The sequence below is a fragment of the Betaproteobacteria bacterium genome, from assembly GCA_016720925.1.
Taxonomy (GTDB): domain Bacteria; phylum Pseudomonadota; class Gammaproteobacteria; order Burkholderiales; family Usitatibacteraceae; genus UKL13-2.
Genome location: JADKJR010000003.1, coordinates 79,452 through 103,055, shown reverse-complemented (window position 1 = coordinate 103,055; position 23,604 = coordinate 79,452). Strand labels below are relative to the sequence as shown.

21 protein-coding genes and 2 pseudogenes are annotated in these 23,604 nt (G+C 56.5%); 6 read left to right on the top strand and 17 right to left on the bottom strand.

All coding sequences use genetic code 11. The annotated features are described in order from the left end of the window. Positions 1 to 10: 10 nt before the first annotated feature. Positions 11 to 946 carry a methionyl-tRNA formyltransferase gene (locus tag IPP88_04595; GenBank protein ID MBL0122021.1) on the bottom strand — a complete coding sequence of 312 codons (936 nt, stop codon included), beginning with the start codon at positions 944 to 946 and terminating at the stop codon, positions 11 to 13. A gap of 70 nt (positions 947 to 1,016) precedes the next feature. Beyond that, positions 1,017 to 1,568 (bottom strand): peptide deformylase, encoded by a 552-nt coding sequence (gene def / locus IPP88_04590; protein MBL0122020.1) that lies wholly within the window; start codon positions 1,566 to 1,568, stop codon positions 1,017 to 1,019. Between the two features lie 172 nt (positions 1,569 to 1,740). Between def and IPP88_04585 the strand changes: the two genes are divergently transcribed. The 6 genes from IPP88_04585 to IPP88_04560 all read left to right on the top strand — a co-directional run bounded on the left by IPP88_04585 (position 1,741) and on the right by IPP88_04560 (position 9,631). Next, complete coding sequence (locus IPP88_04585; GenBank protein ID MBL0122019.1) at positions 1,741 to 2,961, top strand: LysM peptidoglycan-binding domain-containing protein; 1,221 nt, start codon at positions 1,741 to 1,743, stop codon at positions 2,959 to 2,961. A 26-nt stretch (positions 2,962 to 2,987) separates the two neighbouring features. Beyond that, positions 2,988 to 4,091 carry a DNA-protecting protein DprA gene (gene dprA / locus IPP88_04580; protein ID MBL0122018.1) on the top strand — a complete coding sequence of 368 codons (1,104 nt, stop codon included), beginning with the start codon at positions 2,988 to 2,990 and terminating at the stop codon, positions 4,089 to 4,091. A 166-nt stretch (positions 4,092 to 4,257) separates the two neighbouring features. Next, positions 4,258 to 7,581, top strand: a complete 3,324-nt coding sequence (locus IPP88_04575) for a DNA topoisomerase III (GenBank protein ID MBL0122017.1) — start codon at positions 4,258 to 4,260, stop codon at positions 7,579 to 7,581. 325 nt (positions 7,582 to 7,906) lie between these two features. Then, entirely contained in the window at positions 7,907 to 8,314 is a 408-nt protein-coding gene (locus IPP88_04570; protein MBL0122016.1) for a hypothetical protein, read from the top strand. Further along, positions 8,307 to 8,525 (top strand): hypothetical protein, encoded by a 219-nt coding sequence (locus tag IPP88_04565; GenBank protein MBL0122015.1) that lies wholly within the window; start codon positions 8,307 to 8,309, stop codon positions 8,523 to 8,525. The genes IPP88_04570 and IPP88_04565 overlap by 8 nt, the downstream gene beginning before the upstream one ends. 269 nt (positions 8,526 to 8,794) lie before the next feature. Then, positions 8,795 to 9,631, top strand: a complete 837-nt coding sequence (locus IPP88_04560; protein ID MBL0122014.1) for an aldo/keto reductase — start codon at positions 8,795 to 8,797, stop codon at positions 9,629 to 9,631. A 174-nt stretch (positions 9,632 to 9,805) separates the two neighbouring features. Here the strand turns inward: IPP88_04560 and IPP88_04555 are convergent, their stop codons facing one another. The 15 genes and pseudogenes from IPP88_04555 to rsmG all read right to left on the bottom strand — a co-directional run bounded on the left by IPP88_04555 (position 9,806) and on the right by rsmG (position 23,600). After that, positions 9,806 to 10,252: an acyl-CoA thioesterase gene (locus tag IPP88_04555; protein MBL0122013.1), complete on the bottom strand. Its 447-nt coding sequence runs from the start codon at positions 10,250 to 10,252 to the stop codon at positions 9,806 to 9,808. Positions 10,253 to 10,513: 261 nt separating this feature from the next. After that, the gene (glmS, locus tag IPP88_04550) at positions 10,514 to 12,349 is read right to left on the bottom strand and encodes a glutamine--fructose-6-phosphate transaminase (isomerizing) (GenBank protein ID MBL0122012.1); all 1,836 of its coding nucleotides are present in this window, start codon (positions 12,347 to 12,349) and stop codon (positions 10,514 to 10,516) included. A gap of 122 nt (positions 12,350 to 12,471) precedes the next feature. Continuing rightward, positions 12,472 to 13,832, bottom strand: a pseudogene (gene glmU, locus IPP88_04545) (bifunctional UDP-N-acetylglucosamine diphosphorylase/glucosamine-1-phosphate N-acetyltransferase GlmU). Between the two features lie 160 nt (positions 13,833 to 13,992). Beyond that, a complete protein-coding gene (locus IPP88_04540) occupies positions 13,993 to 14,412 on the bottom strand; it encodes a F0F1 ATP synthase subunit epsilon (GenBank protein ID MBL0122011.1) in 420 nt (139 codons plus the stop codon). Between the two features lie 26 nt (positions 14,413 to 14,438). Then, positions 14,439 to 15,863, bottom strand: a complete 1,425-nt coding sequence (gene atpD / locus IPP88_04535; GenBank protein ID MBL0122010.1) for a F0F1 ATP synthase subunit beta — start codon at positions 15,861 to 15,863, stop codon at positions 14,439 to 14,441. 44 nt (positions 15,864 to 15,907) lie between these two features. Further along, positions 15,908 to 16,771: a F0F1 ATP synthase subunit gamma gene (gene atpG, locus IPP88_04530; protein MBL0122009.1), complete on the bottom strand. Its 864-nt coding sequence runs from the start codon at positions 16,769 to 16,771 to the stop codon at positions 15,908 to 15,910. A 33-nt stretch (positions 16,772 to 16,804) separates the two neighbouring features. After that, the gene (locus IPP88_04525) at positions 16,805 to 18,352 is read right to left on the bottom strand and encodes a F0F1 ATP synthase subunit alpha (protein ID MBL0122008.1); all 1,548 of its coding nucleotides are present in this window, start codon (positions 18,350 to 18,352) and stop codon (positions 16,805 to 16,807) included. 84 nt (positions 18,353 to 18,436) lie between these two features. Next, a complete protein-coding gene (locus IPP88_04520; GenBank protein MBL0122007.1) occupies positions 18,437 to 18,970 on the bottom strand; it encodes a F0F1 ATP synthase subunit delta in 534 nt (177 codons plus the stop codon). Then, positions 18,970 to 19,440, bottom strand: coding sequence for a F0F1 ATP synthase subunit B (locus IPP88_04515; protein ID MBL0122006.1), 471 nt, complete (start codon positions 19,438 to 19,440; stop codon positions 18,970 to 18,972). The genes IPP88_04520 and IPP88_04515 overlap by 1 nt, the downstream gene beginning before the upstream one ends. A gap of 27 nt (positions 19,441 to 19,467) precedes the next feature. Then, positions 19,468 to 19,734 (bottom strand): F0F1 ATP synthase subunit C, encoded by a 267-nt coding sequence (atpE, locus tag IPP88_04510; GenBank protein ID MBL0122005.1) that lies wholly within the window; start codon positions 19,732 to 19,734, stop codon positions 19,468 to 19,470. Between the two features lie 65 nt (positions 19,735 to 19,799). Then, positions 19,800 to 20,610: pseudogene (gene atpB / locus IPP88_04505) on the bottom strand (F0F1 ATP synthase subunit A). A 6-nt stretch (positions 20,611 to 20,616) separates the two neighbouring features. Then, positions 20,617 to 20,988, bottom strand: a complete 372-nt coding sequence (locus tag IPP88_04500; GenBank protein MBL0122004.1) for a hypothetical protein — start codon at positions 20,986 to 20,988, stop codon at positions 20,617 to 20,619. A gap of 317 nt (positions 20,989 to 21,305) precedes the next feature. Then, positions 21,306 to 22,163 carry a ParB/RepB/Spo0J family partition protein gene (locus IPP88_04495; GenBank protein MBL0122003.1) on the bottom strand — a complete coding sequence of 286 codons (858 nt, stop codon included), beginning with the start codon at positions 22,161 to 22,163 and terminating at the stop codon, positions 21,306 to 21,308. Continuing rightward, entirely contained in the window at positions 22,160 to 22,939 is a 780-nt protein-coding gene (locus IPP88_04490; protein MBL0122002.1) for a ParA family protein, read from the bottom strand. Before IPP88_04490 ends, IPP88_04495 begins: the two co-directional genes overlap by 4 nt. Before the next feature lie 7 nt (positions 22,940 to 22,946). Further along, on the bottom strand, positions 22,947 to 23,600 hold the full coding sequence (gene rsmG / locus IPP88_04485) for a 16S rRNA (guanine(527)-N(7))-methyltransferase RsmG (protein ID MBL0122001.1): 654 nt from the start codon (positions 23,598 to 23,600) through the stop codon (positions 22,947 to 22,949). Positions 23,601 to 23,604 lie beyond the last annotated feature (4 nt).

The window sequence follows — 23,604 nt, the reverse complement described above, 5'->3', positions numbered from 1 at the left end:
TCCTCGGCGGTCATGAAAGCTGTGTCCCGGCGGCGACGGCTGTTCCGCGCAAGAACTCGCCGACTGGCATGCGTTTGCTACCGGGTTTCTGTACGGTTACCCAGCGCAGTTGTTGTTGACCACATTGAACGATGAGCGATTGCCGATCAACATGGACAATGGTTGCCGGGATCCGCGCAATGGCTCCGGTCGTATTGCCATCGACCACCTCTGCACGCCAGATTTTGATGTGCTCCTCCCCCAAGAGCGTTTCGCATCCCGGAAAGGGGTCGAAAGCACGAATTCGGCGCTCGATACTTGATGCGGTCTGGTTCCAGTCGATCCGTGCTTCGGCTTTTTCTATTTTTTTTGCGTAGGTCGCGCCGTCAGGTGGCTGTGGACGCGGCACTAATTTCGGCAATGTTTTCAGAGCCTCAACGATTGCCGATGCGCCTAATGGGACCAGCTTTTCAAACAATGAAGCGCTTGTCTCGTCCGGAGCGATGGCGATTTTTCTTTCCAGCAATACCGCTCCGGTATCCAGTCCGGCGTCCATTTGCATGATTGCAATGCCCGTTTCTGCATCGCCAGCCTCGATCGCCCGCTGTACGGGCGCGGCGCCACGCCAGCGGGGTAACAGCGAACCGTGAATATTCAGGCAGCCGAGCCTGGGCATATCCAGCACGGCCTGCGGAAGCAGCAGCCCATAGGCCGCCACAACCATAATATCAGCGCCTACCTCGCGCAGCATCGCTTGTACATTTTCATCTTTGAGCGTCTGCGGCTTTTCAAGCCTTAATGCGAGCCGTTCCGCCACTTGCGCGACCGCGCTTGAAACGAGTTTCATCCCACGCCCCGCCGGTCGGTCGGGCTGCGTCAGTACCATTGCGATGGCATGCCCCGCCTGATGCAAGGCGGTCAGTGCAGCAGCTGCGAAGGCCGGCGTTCCGGCAAATACCAGTTTCACTATTCAAGCTTTCCACAAACAAAAACGCCGGCCTCGAAGCCGGCGTTTTTGAATCAAGATTCAGACGATTTCAAGCACGCGCGGCAACGCGATGCCGTGGCGCCGAAACTTCGGCCTCGCGCTCAAGTTCCCTCTGCCGTTTCACCAGTTTATTCTTGATGCGATTGGATTTTAGCGGCGACAAATATTCCACGAAGACTTTACCGTCCAGATGATCGATCTCGTGTTGAATGCAAACCGCCAACGTGCCTGAGGCATTAATCGTGAAACGCTGCGCATCGCGGTCCAATGCCGTCACCATTACTGTTTCAGCCCGTTCAACCTTGTCATAAAAACCAGGCACTGAGAGGCAGCCTTCTTCATTGATGGCTGTGCCCTCTTTCTTGATGATTTCCGGATTGATAAACACGCGGAGCTGGTTTTTCTCCTCCGAGACATCAATTACCATCATGCGCTTCAATTCGCCAACTTGGGTCGCCGCCAGGCCTATTCCGGGCGCGGCGTACATGGTTTCGGCCATATCATCGACCAACCTTTTGATTTTGTTGTCGATTATCTTGACAGGCTCCGCCACACGGGCGAGGAGGGGATCGGGGTAGGTCAGAACGTCCAGAATGGCCATAATTGCTTGCGAATTGAATAAATTAGGTGCAGAATCTTCAGAGACAACATTAAGTTTGGGGTGCCTCTCCTGACTTCCAAGTCTAGTGGAAGTCGCCTCATCTGGCAAATGCGGGTGGCCGCTGCCCGATATGACGGGCCATCTACGAACCTCTCAATAAGTGAGATCCGCCATGAAGAAAAGCAAGCTCGCACTGGTCTTTGTCCTGCTGTTAGGGGGTTTCGTTCCCCAATCGGGCTGGGCACAGACAAACCCGGATGCCAAAACCGAGGCGGGCACTGGCAAAGTGGCCCAAAAAAAGAAGGCTGACACCTCGCAGATTGTCCTTGCCACGGACGCTCCGTCCATCTACACCGTGGTGAAGGGTGACACTTTGTGGGGTATTTCCGGTCGCTTTCTGAAGGATCCCTGGCGCTGGCCCGAAATCTGGAATATGAATCGCGAACAAGTCAAGGATCCGCACTGGATTTATCCCGGTGACATGATCAAACTTTCATTTGATGCGAACGGACGGCCGCAGTTGTCCGTTGTCTCCGGCGATGGCAGTGGTTCGGGTGCTTCCGGCGGTACCGTCCGATTGACGCCGCAAGTGCGGGTCGATCGGCTGGCGTTGGCCATCCCGTCCATCCCGTCAAAAGCGATCTCACCATTCCTGACGCTACCCCTCGTGATTGAAGAGGGTGCTATGCTCAACGCGCCAAAAATCGTAGCCGCGGAAGATGGGCGCGTCATTATCGGTGCCGGCAACACCGCCTACGCGGTCGGACTCAATCCCAATGCCGGCATCAAATGGCAGATTTATCGTCCGGGCAAGGAGCTTGTCGACCCCGTGACAAAGGAAGTACTCGGTTTCGAGGCCATTTACCTGGGCGATTCCCGCGTCAGCCGATTCGGCGAGAGTTCTACCATTGAGATTATCCGTTCCAATCAGGAAATCAATCGTGGTGATCGCCTTACCCCAACCCTTGAGGCGACGTTGCCTTCATACAGCCCGCGAGCCCCAGAAAAGCAGCTGAAGGGCTCGGTGATTTCGGTCATTGGCAGCGTTGAAGACGCCGCACAGTATTCGATCGTTGCGGTCAATCTGGGCAAACGCGATGGCGCGGAGGTTGGCCATGTCTTGGCGACACTTCAGCGCGGGGAAATCGTCAGCACGCAGGATGCCGTCGGTACCAACAGCCTCAGTTTCGAACTAAAGAACATGTTCGCGACGGCAGGAGCCGATGGTAGTGCCACAAAACCTGAAGATGGATCCGGTCGTACAGAGGTAAAGCTGCCGGATGAGCGCAATGGTTTGTTGTTCATTTTCCGGGTATTCGAAAAAGTCTCTTACGGACTGGTGATGTCCAGTCGCCGGTCGCTCAAAGTCGGCGACGTGGTACAGACGCCGTAACTGTCGATACGCTTTAGCGATACCGTATGCCGATACCCGCCTCGGGCTCCGAGCCGGAGGCTTGGATTTCGCTGCACCTGATCGCGGGATTGGGTGCGGAAAGCACCCGTCGCCTGTTACAGCAGTTTGGTTCTCCTGCCGCTGTCCTTTCGCAAAATTCGTCACATCTCGCGCAGTGGGTCGGGCCAAGAGTCGCCAGCGCCATTTCAGAGGGCGCGCCGGTCGATAAACTCTCGCTGGCCATGCGCTGGCTGGAAGCGGACGGCAACCATCTGCTCACCTTGGCTGACGATGATTATCCTGCTCGCCTGCTGGAAATCGCCGATCCCCCGGTAATTCTTTACATGAAGGGGCGCCGCGAGTTGCTGGCGGCGGCAAATACCGCCGGAATCGCAATCGTTGGTAGCCGTAATGCAACCCCGGGAGGTTTGCAGAATGCCGAAACTTTTGCGCGTGCGCTATCCGACGCGGGCATGACCGTCATTTCCGGCATGGCGTTGGGCATAGATGCTGCCGCGCATCGGGGTGGCATGGACGGCGCCGGCTCAACTATTGCCGTCGTAGGTACGGGCCTCGATCTTGTTTACCCTGCACGCAACAGGGCATTGGCTCACCAGTTGGCGGAAAAGGGCTTGCTAGTCTCCGAGTTTGCGCTCGGCACGCCGGCGCTGGCCAGTAATTTTCCGCGCCGTAATCGTATTATCAGCGGCTTGTCGCGCGGCGTTCTGGTGGTGGAGGCCGCGTTGGCTTCCGGTTCGCTTATCACCGCGCGTCAAGCGGGTGAGCAGGGTCGCGATGTGTTTGCGATTCCAGGTTCGATTCACTCGCCATTTTCCAAAGGCTGTCACCTGTTGATTAAACAAGGGGCCAAGCTGGTTGATGATGCAGCCGATATTCTTGTCGAACTCAAATTCGCGCCACAACTCCAGCCGCCGACCGCTTCTGGCAGTAACCCGACCACCGGCGAGGAAGAAATACTGACAGCCATGGGCTACGACCCCGTGACCATCGATGCGCTGGTCGCCATCACCGGGACGCCGGCCGAGAAGATCATGGCGCGCCTTACCGAGCTCGAGCTCGCCGGAGTGATCGCGTCACAACCGGGCGGAAAGTATCAGCGATTGGGGTAGGCGGTCTCCGTATAATCGTGCAATGGCCGCAAAATTTCCGGCACGCCGGAAGCTGCAAATCAACTCCACGCTTGCAGGAAACACGAAACCCTGCTTATCATTTGACCCCTTTTGCCGATTTTCCGGTCGGTCTCTTCCACGTTTGTAGATCCGAGTACCTTAATATATGGGCAAGTCCCTCATCATCGCGGAGAAGCCCTCCGTTGCCAACGATATCGCCAAGGCGCTCGGCGGTTTCACCAAACAGAAAGATTTCTTTGAAAGCGATGAGTACGTGCTCTCGTCGGCCGTCGGCCATCTGGTCGAGATCGGTATGCCCGAAGAAGAGGAGGTGAAGCGTGGCAAATGGACTTTCGCGCAGTTGCCGGCAATACCCTCGTATTTCCAGCTGAAACCGATCGAAAAGACCGAAGATCGACTGAAGGTTCTGTTGAAGCTGTTGAAGCGCAAGGATGTAGACGGGCTGATCAATGCCTGTGACGCGGGCCGCGAAGGTGAGTTGATTTTTCGTTACGTCATTCAATACGCAAAGGCCAAACAGCCGATCAAGCGCCTGTGGCTGCAATCCATGACGCAGGGCGCAATACGCGAGGGCTTCAAGAAGCTCGAAAAAGGCGCTATTTACGACCCATTGGCTGATGCCGCGGTTTGCCGGTCAGAGTCCGACTGGCTTGTCGGCATTAACGGTACGCGCGCCATGACGGCATTTAACTCCAAATCCGGAGGCTTCCAACTGACGACCGTCGGCCGCGTTCAAACGCCTACACTTGCGGTACTCGTGGAGCGTGAAGAGAAAATCAAGGCCTTCCGCTCGCGGGATTACTGGGAAGTACACGGTTCGTTCGCGGCGGCTGCCGGTGACTATCCCGGCCGATGGTTCGATGAGAAATTCAAGAAATCCGATGACGACGAAGCGCAAAAGGCGGAAAGGCTCTGGGACGAAAAACGTGCCCGCGCAATTGTCACCAAATGCCTCGGCAAGATCGGTGTGGCCGAAGAAGAAGCCAAGCCGACCACACAAGCTTCCCCGCTATTGTTTGACCTGACTTCCCTGCAAAGGGAAGCAAATTCGCGTTTCGGTTTCTCCGCCAAAACGACGCTGGGATTGGCCCAGGCGTTATATGAAAAACACAAGGTGCTGACGTATCCCCGCACCGATGCTCGCGCGCTACCGGAGGACTATCTCGACACAGTAAAAGACACCCTGAAGATGCTCAAGGAGGGCGAATACAACGTATCCGCCAAAAAAATCCTCGATGAGAAATGGGTGAAGCCGAACAAACGGATATTCGACAACACGAAAATCTCGGATCACTTCGCCATTATTCCGACGCAGCAGGCACCAAAGTCTCTTAATGAAATCGAAGCGAAACTTTACGATTTTGTCGTGAAGCGATTTTTGGCGGTGTTCTATCCGAGTGCTGAGTTTCTGCAAACCACGCGCATTACACGCGTGGAAGGCGAAGCATTCAAATCCGAAGGCAAAGTGCTGGTCAACCCCGGTTGGCTCGCGGTGTATGGCCGAGAGATCGACGACGATAGCAGTTCGTTGTCGGCCATCAAACCCAAAGAACAAGTGAAAGCAGTTGAAATCAAGTCGGTCGCCAACCAGACCAAGCCGCCCGCCCGATTCACGGAGGCAACCCTGTTATCGGCCATGGAGGGCGCAGGCAAGCTGATCGACGACGAAGAGTTGCGCGCCGCAATGAAAGAAAAGGGGCTCGGTACGCCAGCAACGCGCGCCGCGATCATTGAAGGCTTGCTTTACGAGAAGTACATTTACCGCGAGGGTCGCGAACTTATTCCGACCGCGAAGGCGACTTCGCTGATGATCGCGTTACACGGCCTGGGCATTCCAGAGTTGTATTCGCCCGAACTGACTGCCGAATGGGAGCAAAAGCTCGCGCTGATGCAGCAAGGCAAGCTCTCGCGCAAGAAATTCATGGCGGAAATTGTAGCGATGACGGAACGCATTGTTGCGCAAGCGAAGAATTTTGAGCACGACACCATCCCGGGAGACTTCGGCGCAATTACCGTACCTTGCCCGAAATGTGGCGGTGAAGTGCATGAAAACTACAAGAAGTTCCAGTGTCAGGCTTGCGATTTTGCGTTCTGGAAAATATTGGCCGGTCGCCAGCTCGAAACCCACGAAGCGGAAACGCTTCTGGTGAAAAAAGAAATTGGCCCGCTCGATGGTTTTCGCAGCCGGCAAGGTCGGCTCTTTTCAGCAAACCTTGTCCTGAACAAAGATTTTGCAATCGAGTTTTCATGGGGCGATTCTGCAAACGATGAGGACGGCGCCGGTCCCGATTTTACCGGGCAGGAATCGCTGGGACCGTGCCCCAAGTGCCAATCTCGCGTCTTTGAAACACCGAATGCCTACACCTGCGAAAAGGCGGTGGGTTCGACGCGAACATGTGACTTCCGGTCGGGACGAATGATCTTGAAGCGTCCCATTGCGCGCGAAGAAATGATGAAATTGCTGGAGACTGGCAAGTCACCACTTCTGGACAAATTCATTTCCAAGAAAGGCCGGCCATTTTCAGCATACCTGGTGCGCCAGCCCGACGGCAAGATCGGCTTCGAATTTGAAGAGCGCGTGCCGAAGGGTGGTGCCAAGGGCGGCAAAGCAGCGGCGGGCGCAAGCCCCGGTGCCTTGCGGGTTCTCGGAAAGCATCCCGTTGACGACCAGGTTGTTTCCATTTATTCGGGACGCTATGGTCCCTACGTCAAGCATGGCGCGACCAATGCAACCATTCAGGACAAGGACAAGGTCGACGCCCTCACGCTCGAGGAAGCCGTCGAACTTCTTGCTGAAAAAGTTGGTGCGCCGGTGAAGAAAAAAGCGCTCAAGAGCAAAACAAAAGCGGCCCCCAAGCCAGGCCGCCACGCGCCGCAAGAAAGCCGCGTAGCCCAGATAAGCATAACAAACGCTAGCATTGGCGCGCCTTCCGGTGTTTTATGCCCGGGAGCCCCGCCAGTGCTAGCCCGACTTCACCAACTCGCCCTTGATTTTGGGTTTTTTCTAGGGGAAGCGTTGGAGCTCGACGACTTCTGGCGCGACCGCCTGGAACGCTCGCGAGAGGGTACCGAGTGGCTGCCTGCGTTGAAGACCTTGGCGATGTACCGGCTGATCGATCCGGGCAGCGAATGGCGATTGCACCGGCAGTGGTACCAACGCAGCGCGATGGCGGACTTGCTCGGCGAAGACGTTGCGCTGGTAGCACCCAATACCCCGTACCACTGCCTGGACAAGCTGCTGGCGCATAAACAGGCTTTGTTCACGCACCTGACGCGGCGCTGGGAGGCACTATTACAAGCCAGCTTCGAGGTGTTGCTCTACGACCTCACCAGGACATACTTCGAATGCGACGTGCCCGCGACCGGCAAGCGCCATTTCGGCTACAGCCGGGACAAGCGCGACGACTGCGTGCAAGTCGTCATTGCGCTCATCGTCACTCGCAGGGATTCCTGCTGGCCTACGATGTGATGGACGGCAACACGGCCGACTTCACGACGCTGACCGCCTTCGTCGAGAACATCCAGACGCAGTATGGGCGCGCCGAGCGCATCTGGGCGATGGACCGGGGAATACCGACCTAGCAGGCGCTGGCAAGCTTACGCGTGAGCGACCCGCCGGTGTGCTATCTGGTGGGCTCGCCGAAGGGGCGATTGAACGTCCTGTAGCAGGCCTTCCCGGCCGGGCCCTGGGAGAAGGCGCGCGAGCAGGTGCAGGTCAAATTGATCGAGCGCGAAGGCGAGATGTACGTGTTGGCGAGGAGCGCGGGGCGGGCGGACAAGGAGCGCGCGATGCCTTGCTCATGAAGCTCGGCGCGGCGAAGAAAGAAGCGGGCCAAGCCTATGCCCTGATGGATATTACCCTGCCGCCGAAGGAGCAGCTTGCGCAAACCAACAGCCTCGTCTTTACGCTCAACCGTCTGAAGTTGCGCGTGGTGCGCCGGCGCGAGGGCCACTATCTGCTGCGCACCAATCTCACCGAACACGACCCCGCCAAGCTGTGGCAGTTCTACATCCAACTCACCGAGGTCGAGCAGGCCTTCAAGGAACTGAAGAACGATTTGGCGATCCGCCCAATCTATCACCAGAAGGACGAATGCATCGAAGCGCACATCTGTCTCCTTCCTGGCCTACTGCCTGCAAGTGACATGGAAGGCCAAGGTCAAACCTCTCGCCGGCGGGCTCACCCCCAGAGCCGTGCTTGAGAAGTTCGTTGCCATGCAGATGCTCGACGTGCACTTGCCCACGACAGCCGGGCGCGATTTGGTGTTGACCCGCCACACGGAACCCGACGCCGACCTGCGCCTGCTACTGGCGCACATGAAACTCAACCTGCCTGCTCAACCCCGCCGAAGATACGGATACCTCGCACCGAACCCACTCTCGCAGCCATGCCGGCGTAGTGAAGATCTTTGAACCATCACCGTAAATGAATCAATGAGTTAGCGCGGCCAAATGAGGAGAGTTGGTATAGTCGGGCTAGTGTTTGTAGCTTTTCGGCTGGTAATATTAAGCTTGGCCCTTGAGCAATTGTAGGGTGGGCAAAGCGAAGCGTGCCCGCGCAGATAATCGATGGTGGGCACGCTTCGCTTTGCCCACTCTACGCTCGTGAAGCGTCGCGCCATCAGACCCGCCTCAAAAATTCAAAGGACAATATTTGCCGCATGACGACAGCGAAAAACACCATGATCATCCTGCCTGACGGCGGCGCCATGCCGCGTCTCGGATTGGGCACATGGCGGATGGGTGAGTCGGCCCCCACGCGTCAGGACGAAATCCGCGCGGTACAGCATGCGATCGCCTCGGGGATCACGCTCATTGACACAGCGGAAATGTATGGCGAAGGGGGTGCCGAGGAAGTGGTCGCCGCGGCTGTATGCGGCGCCAACGTGGCACGTGATGAACTGTTCATCGTTAGCAAAGTGTATCCCTGGAACGCCTCCCGGCGCGGCACTATCGTCTCTTGCGAAAAGAGTTTGAAGCGCCTCGGCATCACTACTCTCGATCTCTATCTCCTGCACTGGCGCGGCGAACATTCGCTCGCCGAAACGGTGGAAGCGTTCGAACAATTGAAACGCGACGGCAAGATCCGCCGCTGGGGCGTTTCCAATTTCGATACCGACGACATGCGCGAACTGTCCACCGTCGCGGCACCAGGCGCCTGCGTGGTGAATCAGGTCTACTTCAACCTTGCCAAACGCTGGCCTGAAGCCACGCTTCTGTCGTGGCAGCGCAAGCATGGCATCGCGTGCATGGCCTACTCGCCGCTCAATCAGGGCTCACTTGCGCGCCATCGCGCGGTGAAAGCGGTGGCGGCTCGGCTGGGCGCGACGCCGGTGCAAGTGGCATTGGCGTGGCTAATGTCATGCCCGGATGTAGTGGCGATTCCAAAGTCGGCGCGCATTGAAGGCATCGACGAGATCGCGGGTGCGCGGGAACTCATTCTTGCGCAGGCGGATCGAGATGAACTTGAACGCGCTTTTCCTCCCCCGCATGCGTCGGCGCGCATTGAGACTACCTGATCAATTACAAAAGGAAAAGTCAAGTACTGGCGCGGCATTTCAGACTCTTTTGGCCTGCAGACTGCGCCAGTGCTAGTGTTTGGCTGACTTTCGCTATGAAAATGGTAACCGCGTTTGAATATTGGTTTCTGAACAAAAAGGCCCCATTTGACCGGCGTATTTAATCTGGTCTTGTCATGCGTCGGGAGCGGAATTGATGATCGCGGGAAAGTACGCCTGACTGAACTCCGGCGGCATTCGCCGCACGCGCCCACTGCTCAACTCAATACATATCAGCTCCCAGCGCCCACGCAGCACGGTTACCGCATCATTGTCACGGATCAGCTGAAAGCGGCGCTCCAGACTGAGTTTGCTGTCACTACCGACCAACCAGGTTGCCAGGGTCAGACGATCGTTCAATAGTGTCGGCAGCAAATAGTCATATTCGGCCCGTCGGATTGCCATGGCCCGATCCAGACGCTGATAGTCAGCTACAGTAAGACCATACTTTTCGGAATGCGCCCACGCAATTTGCTCACACCACCGAACATAAACCCCATTGTTGGTGTGATTGAGTCCGTCAATATCATCGGCCAGCGGCACGCGCGGCAAGGTGAATGGTTGTGGATAGTCCCAGGCCATGATCACTCGAGTTCTTCTTGTCGTTTCTTTGCGGTGGTGAATTGCTCGTCGAGCAATCTCGCCAACTCTTCCGCTTATCGATCGCCCGCCGGGACAGCAATAACTTTTGTGTTGGCGATGTACTCGGGCAATAGCTGATAATCCTCTGCAACTTCATCAGATGTCAGCAGTTTGCCCTCAACTTGGCATAAAAGTCTCTTGTTCCAGGGTTTACGCTCCTGTTCTCACGAAACAAATCATTTTGATGACATGCAATGATCCTCACTCCACCGTCACACTCTTCGCCAAATTTCTCGGCTTATCAACATCCGTCCCTTTCACCAGCGCGGCGTGGTATGCGAGCAATTGAACGGGAATAGTATGAACAATCGGCGAGAGCGTACCGCAATGCCGTGGCGCGCGGATGATGTGCACGCCTTCGCTTTCGGTGAAATGTGAATCGAGGTCAGTGAATACAAATAGTTCGCCGCCGCGCGCGCGGACTTCCTGCATGTTCGATTTCACTTTTTCGAGCAGCGTATCGTTCGGCGCGATGACGACGACGGGCATGCGGCTATCGACCAGCGCCAGCGGGCCGTGTTTGAGTTCACCGGCGGGATAGGCTTCAGCGTGGATGTAGGAAATTTCCTTCAGCTTCAGCGCGCCCTCGAGTGCGATGGGATAGTGAATACCGCGCCCGAGAAATAGCGCGTGCTGTTTTTCGGCGAAACGATCAGCCCAGGCTTTGATTTGCGGCTCGAGATTCAATGCTTGTTGGACGCCGCCTGGCAGGTAGCGCAGTTGCTCGATGTATTTCGTTTCGTGCTCTTTACTCAATCGCCCCTTCGCCTTGGCGAGCGCCAATGCCAACGTGAATTGCACCACCATTTGTGTGGTCATCGCCTTCGTCGAGGCGACGCCGATTTCGGGGCCGGCGCGCGTGTAGCACACTAGTTTCGAGGCGCGTGGAATGGCGGATTCGCGCACGTTGCAGATGGACAGCGTGGCGGTGTGGCCGAGTTCCTTGGCGCGCTTGAGCGCTTCCATCGTGTCTAGCGTTTCGCCCGATTGCGAAATGGTGACGACCAGTTGCTTCGGGTTAGGGATGGAATCGCGGTAACGATATTCGTGGCCAAGTTCAACGGTAACGGGCACGCGGGCGATGGTTTCGATCCATTGCTTGGCGACGAGGGCGGAATAGTAACTGGTGCCCGAGGCGAGAATCAGGACCGCATCAGCGTCACGAAATATTTCCGCCGCGCCGTCACCAAACAATCCGGGATGCACGCCTTCGGACACGACCGCCTCCATGGTGTCGGCCAGTGCGCGAGGCTGCTCGTGGATTTCCTTTTGCATGAAGTGTTGATACGGGCCGAGTTCTCTCGCGTCGTCGGTGATGTCGCTTAGCTTGATTTCGCGTGCGACGGCTTTGCCGGCGCGGTCCACGACCGTGATTTTTGTGCGCGTGAGTTCAGCGACGTCGCCCTCTTCGAGATACATCACGCGGCGCGTCTCGGGAACAATCGCGGACATGTCGGAGGCGATGAAATTTTCGCCCTTGCCTTCCACGCCGACGCCGATCAACAGCGGGCAGCCCATGCGCGCGCAGCACATGACCTCGGGTGCGGAGACGGAGACCACGCCAATCGCATAAGCGCCGTGAAGGTCGAGCACGGCGCGCTGTGTGGCGTCGAAAAGATTCTTCGATTCCTTGTAGTAGTGGTGCACGAGGTGCGCGATGACTTCGGTATCAGTTTGCGATTCGAACACGTAGCCCAACCGTTTCAGGTGCTCGCGTTGTTCTTCGTGGTTTTCGATAATGCCGTTGTGCACGACGGCGATCTCTTCATTCGAGACGTGCGGATGGGCGTTGGGTTCGGTGACGCCGCCATGCGTGGCCCAGCGCGTGTGGCCAATTCCAAGAACGCCGGTTAGACCTTCGGCGGCAATGCCCGCTTCCATTTCAGCCACGCGGCCCACGCGGCGCACCCGCTGGATACCGCGGTTCACAACAGCGATGCCGGCTGAATCATAGCCGCGATATTCGAGGCGCTTCAAGCCTTCGGTGAGGATAGGGACGATGTTGCGATTGGCGATAGCGCCGACGATGCCGCACATAAGTACCTCTTGAGTTCACCGGTCTCAATTTCGGTTGCGAAGTGAGAACCTGTTTGATCAAACCGATAGAGACATCGGCCACGCCTCCATTCTACAAGGCGACACTGAGCCTATCGGTGACGCTACTTCTTTTTTACCGGCCGCACCCAATCCGTTTTGCTTACTTGCGTCTTGGCGTTAAAAGTCAAGCCTCCGGGCGGCACATCTTTCCAGACGGTCGTGCCGGCCGCGATATCGGCCCCTTTGCCGATTGTGATCGGCGCCACCAGTTGCACGTCCGATCCGATATGGACGTTGTCTTCAATCACGCTGCGATACTTGTTGGCGCCGTCGTAATTGCAGACAATGGTGCCCGCGCCGATGTTGACTTTGCTTCCGACTGTGGTATCGCCGATGTAGGAAAGATGGTTGGCCTTCGAGCCAGGTCCAAATTCACTGGCTTTGACTTCGACGAAATTGCCGAGGTGAACATCATTGGCAAGCTTGGTGCCGGGCCGGAGGCGCGTGAAGGGGCCAATTCTTGCGCCGAGGCGCCGATCACCGCGCCATCAATGTCCGTGAATGGCAGGATCTCTGTATTGGCGCCTACCGAGCAGTTACGCAGGATGCAGTTGGCGCCAATGCGCGCGCCGACCGCAAGGTGGACTTTGCCTTCGAAGATGCAATTGACGTCAATGCTTACGTCGGTTTCGCAGCTCAATTGTCCACGCACGTCAATTCGCGCCGGGTCGGCGAACGTGACACCTTCTGTCATCAAGCGTTGCGCAAATTGGCGTTGAAACGTGCGTTCCAGTTGAGCCAGTTGATCGCGGCTATTGACGCCCACTACTTCCCAATCGTGCGCCGGATGGGGAGTTTCCACATCAACTCCTTCGGCGACGGCGATGGCAAGAATATCGGTCAGATAGTATTCGCCCTGCGCGTTTTTGTTGCCGAGTCTCGGCAGCCATTTGGCCAATAGCGCGGTCGGACAGGCGACAAAACCGGTATTGATCTCACGGATTTTGCGCTGATCTACCGTGGCGTCCTTATCCTCGACAATGGCACAGACGTTGCCACGCGTATCGCGGACGATGCGACCGAGGCCGGCGGGATTCTCGACTTCCTCGGTCAGCCACGCGAGTTTTTGTTGTCGCGCAGAGGTCACCAGGGCGGATAAAGTCTGTGCCGTAATGAGCGGGACATCGCCATAGACGATCAGCGTGACGCCGTCAGCGGGCAGTTGCGGCATGGCCTGCGTCACCGCGTGGCCGGTGCCGAGTTGCGGTTCCTGCTTGGCCCAAAGCAGTGGTTCGTTGTTAAATGCGGCACGCACCTTTTCGCCTCCGTGACCGTAGACCACGCAAGCGTGGTCAGGCTTGAGTTCCGCTGCGGTGGCAAGCACATGCGCGAGCATCGGCTTGCCGGCGATTGCGTGCAGCACTTTCGGGAGTGCGGAGCGCATGCGCGTGCCCTGTCCCGCAGCCAGAATGACGACGTTCAATACGGACGATGTGGAATTCAGCGGGGGGCTCATGTACTAATTATGCTTTATCCGTTGTCGCACTGAATCGGGGCGAAAAAAAGGCAGCGGGAAAATTATTCCGCTGCCTGGATGTGTTGCGCCTCTAAACCGTTACGGTGCCAAAAGTATACCGCAAAATTTACTTCTTTCGCAATTTCTGTATTGCTTGCAACTGCGCCGCCAATTGCGCGAGCTCCGCCACTACGATCGCACGCTCCTGGCCGCTTGCGCGGTTAGCAAGCGCTTCCTCTGCCGCCCGCTTGGCTTCCATGACTTTGACCTCGTCCAGATCGTGTGCGCGTATGGAGCTATCAGCGAGTATCGTCAGTACTTTGGGCTGGACTTCGAGAATGCCGCCTGAAACATAAACGACTTCCTCCTCCTCCTTGCCGACCAGCTTCACTTTCACCACGCCCGGCTTAATGCGCGTAAGCAACGGTGCGTGCTGCGGCAAGATGCCCAGCTCGCCAGCTTCGCCCGGGGCAATGACCATTTCGGCTTCACCCGAAAAGATCGCCTGCTCGGCGGAAACGATGTTTACTTGTAGCGTGTGTGCCATTTCAAGCTTTCTTCAAGGCTTGCGCCTTAGTTCATCGTCTTGGCTTTTTCGAACGCCTCGTCGATGCCACCGACCATGTAGAACGCCTGCTCCGGCAGCGCATCGCATTCGCCATCCACAATCATCCTGAAGCCGCGAATGGTTTCCTTGAGCGGTACGATCTTGCCCGGCGTGCCGGTAAACACTTCCGCAACGTTGAATGGCTGCGAGAGGAAGCGCTGGATTTTTCGGGCGCGCGCGACGGCAAGCTTGTCGTCCGGCGAGAGTTCGTCCATACCCAAAATCGCGATGATGTCGCGCAACTCCTTGTAACGCTGCAGCGTGGATTGCACACGACGGGCGACGGTGTAGTGCTCTTCACCCACAACTTGCGGATCAAGCTGGCGGCTGGTCGAATCAAGCGGATCCACCGCAGGGTAGATACCGAGCGAGGCTATGTCGCGTGACAACACAACGGTTGCGTCAAGGTGAGCAAACGTGGTGGCGGGCGACGGATCGGTCAAGTCATCCGCCGGAACGTAGACGGCCTGGATGGAGGTAATCGAGCCCGCTTTGGTGGAGGTGATGCGCTCTTGCAGCACGCCCATTTCTTCCGCTAAAGTCGGTTGATAGCCCACGGCGGAAGGCATGCGTCCCAGCAACGCCGACACTTCGGTACCGGCCAAGGTGTAGCGATAAATGTTGTCGACGAAAAACAGGATGTCTTTGCCTTCATCGCGGAAACGCTCAGCCATGGTAAGGCCGGTTAGCGCCACGCGCAAACGGTTGCCAGGGGGCTCGTTCATCTGGCCAAACACCATTGCCACTTTGGATTCGGCGAGGTTGTCAGCCTTGATAACGCCAGCTTCCTGCATCTCATGATAGAAGTCATTGCCTTCGCGAGTGCGTTCACCGACACCGGCGAACACCGATAAGCCACCGTAGCTTTTGGCAATGTTGTTGATCAACTCGAGCATATTCACTGTCTTGCCGACGCCAGCGCCACCGAACAGGCCAATCTTGCCGCCCTTGGCAAACGGACAGACCAGATCAATAACCTTAATGCCGGTGGGCAACAGGTCAACAGACGGCGAGAGTTCGTCGAACTTTGGCGATGGCTGATGAATCGCGCGACGCTCATCGGTTTTGATCGGGCCCTGTTCATCGATTGGACGACCCAACACGTCCATGATCCGGCCCAGTGTTGCCGCGCCGACTGGCACCGAGATCCCTGCGCCCGTGCCGGAAACCTTCATGCCGCGACGCAAACCGTCCGAGGAACCCATCGCGATGCAACGCACGATTCCGTCTCCGAGTTGCTGCTCGACTTCAAACGTCAGCCCTTCCTCAGCAAAGGACTTTTCGCTGGAAGGCTCCAGCGTCAACGCTTCATAAACCCGCGGCATGGCATTTCGCGGAAACTGGATATCCACCACTGCGCCAATACACTGAACGATTTGTCCGACACTCATTTTTTGCTCCGACGAAATATTGCGAATTCTGTTTTATGCCTCGATTAGACCGCGGCGGCGCCGCCGACAATCTCTGACAATTCCTTGGTGATCGCTGCCTGCCGTGCCTTGTTGTACGTCAGTTTCAGGTCGCCAATTACCTTCTTGGCGTTGTCCGACGCCGACTTCATGGCAACCATGCGCGCGGACTGCTCGGAGGCGATATTCTCCGAGACGGATTGATAAACGATCGCCTCGACGTAGCGCACCAGCAATTCGTCCAGCACGCTCTTCGCGTCCGGCTCATAAAGGTAGTCCCACGACGAATCGGGTGCACCCAGCTTCTCGCCGCTCAGTGGCAACAACTGTTCGCACACAGCTTCCTGCTTCATTGTATTGATGAACCTTGTGAAACAAAGGTAAACCGCGTCGATCTTGCCCTCGGCAAAAGCATCCAGCTGGATTTTGACGGGGCCGATCAGCTTTTCGAGGTGCGGTTTGTCGCCGAGGCCAACAACATGCGAAACCAGCGGTATGCCGTAACGCTGCAGGAATCCGAAACCCTTGTTACCGATTGCCGTGCCTTGCACCTTGGCGCCAGCGCCTTCCCATTCCTTGACCTTGTTCACCACGAGGCGCATCACGTTGGTATTCAAACCCCCGCAAAGCCCCTTGTCGGATGTGACCATGATCAGCCCAACGTTCTTTACTTCAGTACGCTTCTGCAGGAACGCGTGCTTGTAATCCGGATTGGCGTGCGACAGATTTGCGCAGACGCTGCGAATTTTTTCGCCATACGGGCGGGCGGCACGCATCCGTTCCTGCGCCTTGCGCATTTTCGATGCGGCCACCATCTCCATGGCCTTGGTGATCTTGCGCGTGTTTTCAACGCTTTTGATCTTGGTGCGAATTTCTTTGGAGCCAGCCATCTTTGCCTCTTAAGTCACGCCTGTGACAGCGCCTTAGTAGCTTCCGTTTTTCTTGAAATCCTGAATCGCGGCATGCATGGTTTTCTCGTCGTCAGCCGACAGGTTGTTGGCGACTTCGATGGAAGCGACCAGCGACGCGTATTTGGATTTCACAAACTCGCGCAGGCTCTTCTCGAATGACGCAACTTTCTTCATCTCCACGTCGTCCATGTAGCTGTTGCTGACCGCAAACAGCGATAGCGCCATTTCCCATACCTGCATCGGCTGATATTGCGGTTGTTTCATCAATTCGGTCACAAGGCGGCCGCGTTCGAGCTGCTTGCGCGTGGCGTCGTCAAGGTCGGAAGCAAATTGCGCGAAGGCAGCCAATTCACGGTATTGCGCCAGCGCCAGACGTACGCCAGCGCCTGTGTCTTTGCGCTTCATGATCTTGGTCTGCGCCGCACCGCCCACACGCGACACCGAAATACCGGCATTGATTGCGGGACGGATACCGGCATTGAATAGATCCGTTTCCAGGAAAATCTGGCCATCGGTAATCGAGATTACGTTGGTCGGCACGAAAGCCGACACGTCGCCGGCCTGCGTTTCGATAATCGGCAACGCGGTCAGCGAACCGGTCTTGCCTTTGACGGCACCATTGGTGAATTTCTCAACGTAAGCGGCGTTGACGCGCGCGGCACGTTCCAGCAAACGCGAGTGCAAATAGAACACGTCGCCCGGATACGCTTCGCGACCCGGCGGGCGGCGCAACAGCAACGATACCTGACGATAGGCGACGGCCTGCTTGGACAGATCGTCATAAATGATCAACGCATCCTGGCCACGATCGCGGAAATATTCGCCCATCGTGCAGCCCGAATACGCGGCGATGTACTGCATTGCGGCGGATTCGGATGCGGTGGACGCGACCACAATGGTGTAAGCCATTGCACCAGTCTCTTCAAGTTTACGCACCACGTTCACCACGGTCGATGCCTTCTGACCGATTGCAACGTAGACGCAGAACATGTCCTTGCCTTTTTGATTGATGATGGTATCGATCGCCACCGCGGTCTTCCCGGTCTGGCGGTCGCCGATGATCAGCTCGCGTTGTCCGCGACCGACTGGCACCATTGCATCAATTGCTTTCAGACCGGTTTGCACCGGTTGATCCACTGATTTCCGTGCGATCACGCCGGGCGCAACCTTTTCGATCACGTCGGTCATCTTGGCGTTGATCGGACCCTTGCCGTCAATCGGCTCGCCCAGGGAATTCACAACGCGGCCAAGCAACTCAGGGCCAACTGGTACTTCCAGAATGCGTCCCGTGCATTTGACGGTATCGCCTTCCTTGATGTGCTGATAGTCACCCAGGATGACCGAACCTACGGAATCGCGCTCAAGATTCAGCGCCAGACCAAACGTATTATTCGGAAACTCCAGCATCTCGCCCTGCATCACGTCAGCCAGACCGTGGACGCGGCAGATGCCGTCCGTCACCGAGATGACGGATCCCTCGGAACGCTTTTCAGCGGCAGCGGGGAGGTTTTGAATCTTGGACTTGATCAGTTCACTGATTTCAGCCGGGTTGATTTGCATCGTCAACTCCAATACTTAAATTTCAAATCTTCAGGACCGTCGCACTTTGGTGCGCCAGTATTCAATATCTATTGGGCAAGGCCTTTACGCCAACGCCGCCGCCATTTGGTCGAGTGTGTCGCGAACCGATGCGTGAATCACATCGTCACCCACCTGAACGCGCGCGCCGCCAATTAGCGACGCATCGACCTTTACTTCTGCTTCGACCCGCTTTCCATACCTCCGGGCGAGACCATCAACCAGCGAGGCCCGGTCCGCATCAGACAACGGAAAGGCGCTGGTAATGACGGCCTTGACGACCCCGTCGTGTTCGCGCTGCAGGCGCTCAAAGTGTTCGCTGATAAAGGGCAACAACGTCGCTCGCTGGTTTTCAATCAGCGAATTCGTCAAGTTCTGCAGCGTATCGGGTACCTTTCCGCCGGAAACGGAAAACAGCACGTCGGCTTTTTCTTTGGTGCTCACTTTCGGATTACCCAAAAGTGATGCCGCATCGCGCGTACCCGCGACCGCGCCAAGTTGCTTTAGCGTTTCTGAAAAGACCGCGACATCTTTCGCCTCGACGGCGGCGCGAAAAGCGGCTTCCGCGTAAGGGCGCGCGACGGTGGTCAATTCAGCCATTACAGTTGCGCTTTCAATTGCGTCAGCATGTCCGCGTGCGCCTTGGCGTCAATTTCGCGACTCAGAATTTTTTCTGCGCCCGCCACCGCGAGTACGGCAACCTGTTCACGTAACTGCTCCCGGGCTTTTTGCATTTCCATCTGGATTTGCGCTTGGGCTGCCTCGACAATCCGATCCGCTTCAACGCGGGCCTGAGCTTTGGCCTCTTCAATTGACGCAGCGATCTGCTTGTCGTTCAGCGCTTTCATGTCGGAGGCCTGATTGCGGGCCTCTTTCAGCATGACTGCTTTCTGCTTTTCGCCTTCGGCCAAAGCAGATTTGCCCTTTTCAGCTTCGGCCAAGCCAGCAGCAATCTTGCGGCTGCGCTCGTCAATAGCCGCCATCAGCGGCGGCCAGATTTTTGCTTTGGCAAACCAAATAAGCAGGATGAACCAGATGGCCATCCCGAATAACGTCGCATTCAGACTCATGGCGACGACTCCTTGTTGGGTCGGTGATTACTTGATGGCGGAAAGCAGCGGGTTGGCAAAGCCGAAGAACATGGCGATACCGACACCGATCAGGAATGCCGCGTCGATCAAACCGGCCAACAGGAACATGAACTTTTGCAGTTGCGGGATCAATTCAGGCTGGCGGGCGGCCGACTCCAGGAACTTGGAACCCATGATGCCAATACCCACGCACGCACCCAGCGCGCCCAGACCAATGATGAGGCCGATACCGAGAGCCATGTAACTTTGAACGACGGCGATAAACTGTGCCATTTTGTTTTCCTTTCGCTTATAAACGACGTGATTAATTAAGAATTACAGATTGAAATCGGGTTGCATCAATGATGCTCGTGTGCCATTGCGATATACACCGACGACAGCACCATAAAAATAAACGCTTGCAAAATGATGATCAGGATGTGGAACACCGCCCAACCCCACGACAGGACGATGGAGCCGGCGGTGTAAACGCCGCCAAGCATGCCGAGCAAGCCGAGCAACATGAAGATCAGTTCGCCTGCATACATGTTGCCAAACAGCCGCATGCCGAGCGAGACGGGCTTGGCAATCAATTCAATGATATTGATGGCGAGGTTGGGAATCCACAGGATCGGGTTGGCGCCGAATGGGGCAGTGAACAATTCATGAAGGAACCCGCCCGCGCCTTTGGCTTTGAAGCTGAAATAAAATGATGAGCGCGAATACGGTGAAGGACATCGCGAAAGTCACGTTCAGATCGGTCGAGGGCACCATTTTCCAGTGATATTCCTTAACTCCAACTAAATGCAGGATGGAGCCGAGAAAATCTATCGGAATCAAGTCCATCAGGTTCATCATGAACACCAGGACGAAAATGGTCAGTGCAAGTGGCGCCAGGAAACTGCGATCACCGGGAAATACATCCTTGACGGTGTTGTCGATGAACTCCAGCATGATTTCGATGAAGCTCTGAAATCGTCCGGGGACGCCGGAGGTGGCGCGTTGCGCGGCGAGCCAAAAAACGCCCAAGCCGATGACACCGACAATGACTGACATGATCAGCGAGTCAACGTTGATAGTCCAGAAGCCGCCATCGCCAACCTTCACTGTCAGGTTGGATAGATGGTGCGCGATATATTCGGATGGGGTAATTTCGGAACCGGACGCCATGATTTTTTATCGAATGATCAGTAAAGCCAACCAATGCCCCAACAGGGTCACTCCCATCGCGGCGATCAACCACCCCGCCACGAACCAACCGCTTGCCAGCGCCACCAACACAATCGTCAGTACCACAAGCACTTTTACCGCCTCTGCCAGCAGGTGCCTGCCTAACACCCGCCCGGCGGAAACCGCTGAAACCTTTGAGTCCCGCGCCAGCGCCGCGTAGACGAGACTCCCGGCCAATACCGCAATTGCGCCAATTAGTCCGGACAACGCCGCCGCTTGACCGCTTGCGAGTAGCGCGACAATAATCGTCAAGGCCGCCAACAAGGTTTGCGCAAGAATGACTTTTTGATATGTTCGCCCGAGACCATCGCGCAGCACGTGCATTTCCCCCGGGACAACAGATCTGCAAAAATCTCCCCGCAAAACCGCTCAATTATAAGCGGGGGACGATATTGGCGTCAAACCATTTTGCGGCACCGCAACATGTTGGGTATCTTTGGTAAGGACTTGATAAAAAAGCACTTTACCCAATTTGTAGCGATATACGTTTCTACCGGGTTCGGCCCAGTTGGTGTTGTCGCGCGACAGCGCGCACATGAAACACTAGGGTGGACGCCGGTTATCAGGGTTTTATTGCCTGGAAGCCGCGCCAGTGCTAGGGTTTTGGCGGCCGCCACCAAGCAAGGTTGATTTCCCTACTTGAGCTTGGTTCTCTCGAGAATGCCATCGAGGTGCTCGTGGCTCATGAAGTCGATCGACAACGTCCCCCTGCCCTTCTTGTCTGCCTTGATAGTCACGCGTGTGCCGAGCTTTTCAGCCAGCTCATTCTCCAGTCGGCGTGAGTCGGCGTCGGATGACGGCGTGGTTTTGTGGGGTGTTGGCGGGGCAAGCTCCGCCTTCACCAGGCGCTCGGTCTCGCGCACGGAAAGTGTCTTCGCGACAATCTGATGTGCGAGTTCAACCTGTTTCGATTTGCCTACCGCAAGAAGCGCCCGCCCATGTCCCATGTCCAACTTGCTCTCCATCACCATGTCCTGCACGGGTTTGGCAAGCTCCAGCAAACGAAGCAAGTTGGTCACCGCAACTCGCGAACGTCCCACCGCCTGCGCTGCTGCCTCATGGGTTAACTTGAATTCGTCAATCAGCCGCTTGATGCCGGATGCTTCTTCGATTGCATTGAGGTCTTCGCGCTGGATATTCTCGATGAGGCCGATACCTAGCGCATGTTCATCGGAAATGTCGCGCACTAACGCGGGGACCGTAACAAGCCCCGCAATTTGCGCGGCGCGCCAGCGGCGTTCTCCGGCAACAATTTCAAATTTGCCGGCTCTGGTTTGCCGGACCAAAATCGGCTGGACGATGCCGCGGTTCTTGATCGACTGCGCCAGTTCTTCTAGTGCCACCTTGTCCATGCGGGTACGCGGCTGATATTTGCCGGGCGACAGGTCGGCAACCAGGATTTCTCGCAGCTCACCCTCGTTGTTTGACGCGCCCGCCTTATTGCCGCCGAGCAGTGCATCCAATCCGCGGCCCAGCCCCTTAGGCTTAATCATGCTGCTTCCTTGATGGCGATGCCCTGACGTGTCAGCAATTCCCTGGCAAACGCGAAATGCGCCAATGCGCCTTTGCTGATGGGGTCGTGGAGGATGACGGGCTTTCCAAAGGACGGCGCTTCGGCAATGCGAATGTTGCGTGGAATCACGGTATCAAATACCTTGTCGCCGAAATGGCTTTTGATTTCATCGGAAACCTGATTCGTCAGTGATGAACGGGGGTCATACATGGTGCGCACCAGTGCCTCGATTTCGATATTCGGATTGAGGTTTGCCTTCACCTTTCGCAACGTTCCGACCAGATCAGAAAGCCCTTCCAGGGCATAGTATTCACACTGCATCGGGATGATGACCGAATCCGCGGCAGTCAGGGCATTCACGGTCAACATGTTCAGTGCGGGCGGGCAATCAATGACGACAAAATCATAGTCATTCGTCACGGGTTGCAACGCTTCCTTCAACCGGAATTCGCGCTGTGGAATATCGATCAGCTCGATTTCTGCACCAGCCAGTTCACGATTGGCGGGCAGCACATCAAAACCGCCCTCGGCGCGAATCCGCGCTTCGGCAACGCTGTATTCGCCGAGCAAGACGCCATACAGCGTTTTGTCCACGCCGCTCTTGTCGATGCCGCTGCCGGTGGTTGCGTTGCCCTGCGGATCGAGATCGACCAGCAGCACGCGCTGTCCATAATGCGCGAGCGTTGCCGACAGATTGACGGCGACAGACGTCTTGCCGACGCCGCCTTTTTGATTTGCGATTGCGAAAACCTTCATCGGCTGCCTAGACTTTCTGGATTACAACGAGATGGCGTTGGCCTTCAACACCGGGCACATTCAGAGCAATGACTTGTTTCGCGACGAACCCTACCGGAAGTCGGCTAATTTCATCGTGGGGATAGACGCCTTTCATGGCCAGCATCGCTCCGCCTACAGTACACAAATCACCGGCGCCTTCAACGAAGTCCTTCAGTTCAGCGAAAGCACGTGAAATCACACAATCAAACTTGATTGCTGGTTGGTAACTTTCTACCCTGCCCGTAACGACGTCGGCATTTTTCAGTCCAAGTTCACCAATCGCCTGGCGAACGAAGGTTGTTTTCTTGGCGATGGTGTCGAGCATCGTAACCCGCACTGCCGGATTTGTGATGGCCAACGGTATGCCAGGGAGCCCGCCGCCGGTACCCACATCGATGATATTTGAGCAGTCGCCGAGATGCGGAAGGACGGAAAGGCTATCCAGAATATGCAGACCGATCATGCGCTCGGGTTCCCGAACCGCAGTGAGGTTGTACACCTTGTTCCATTTATCGAGCAGCGCGATGTATTGCAGTAATTGATCGCGTTTCTCGACGTCGAGTCTCATGCCCAGGCTCTTGAGCCCCGCATCGAGGCGATCGCGAAGCTGGGGGGGGGGCGATAGTGTGAATCCTGTCATGGTC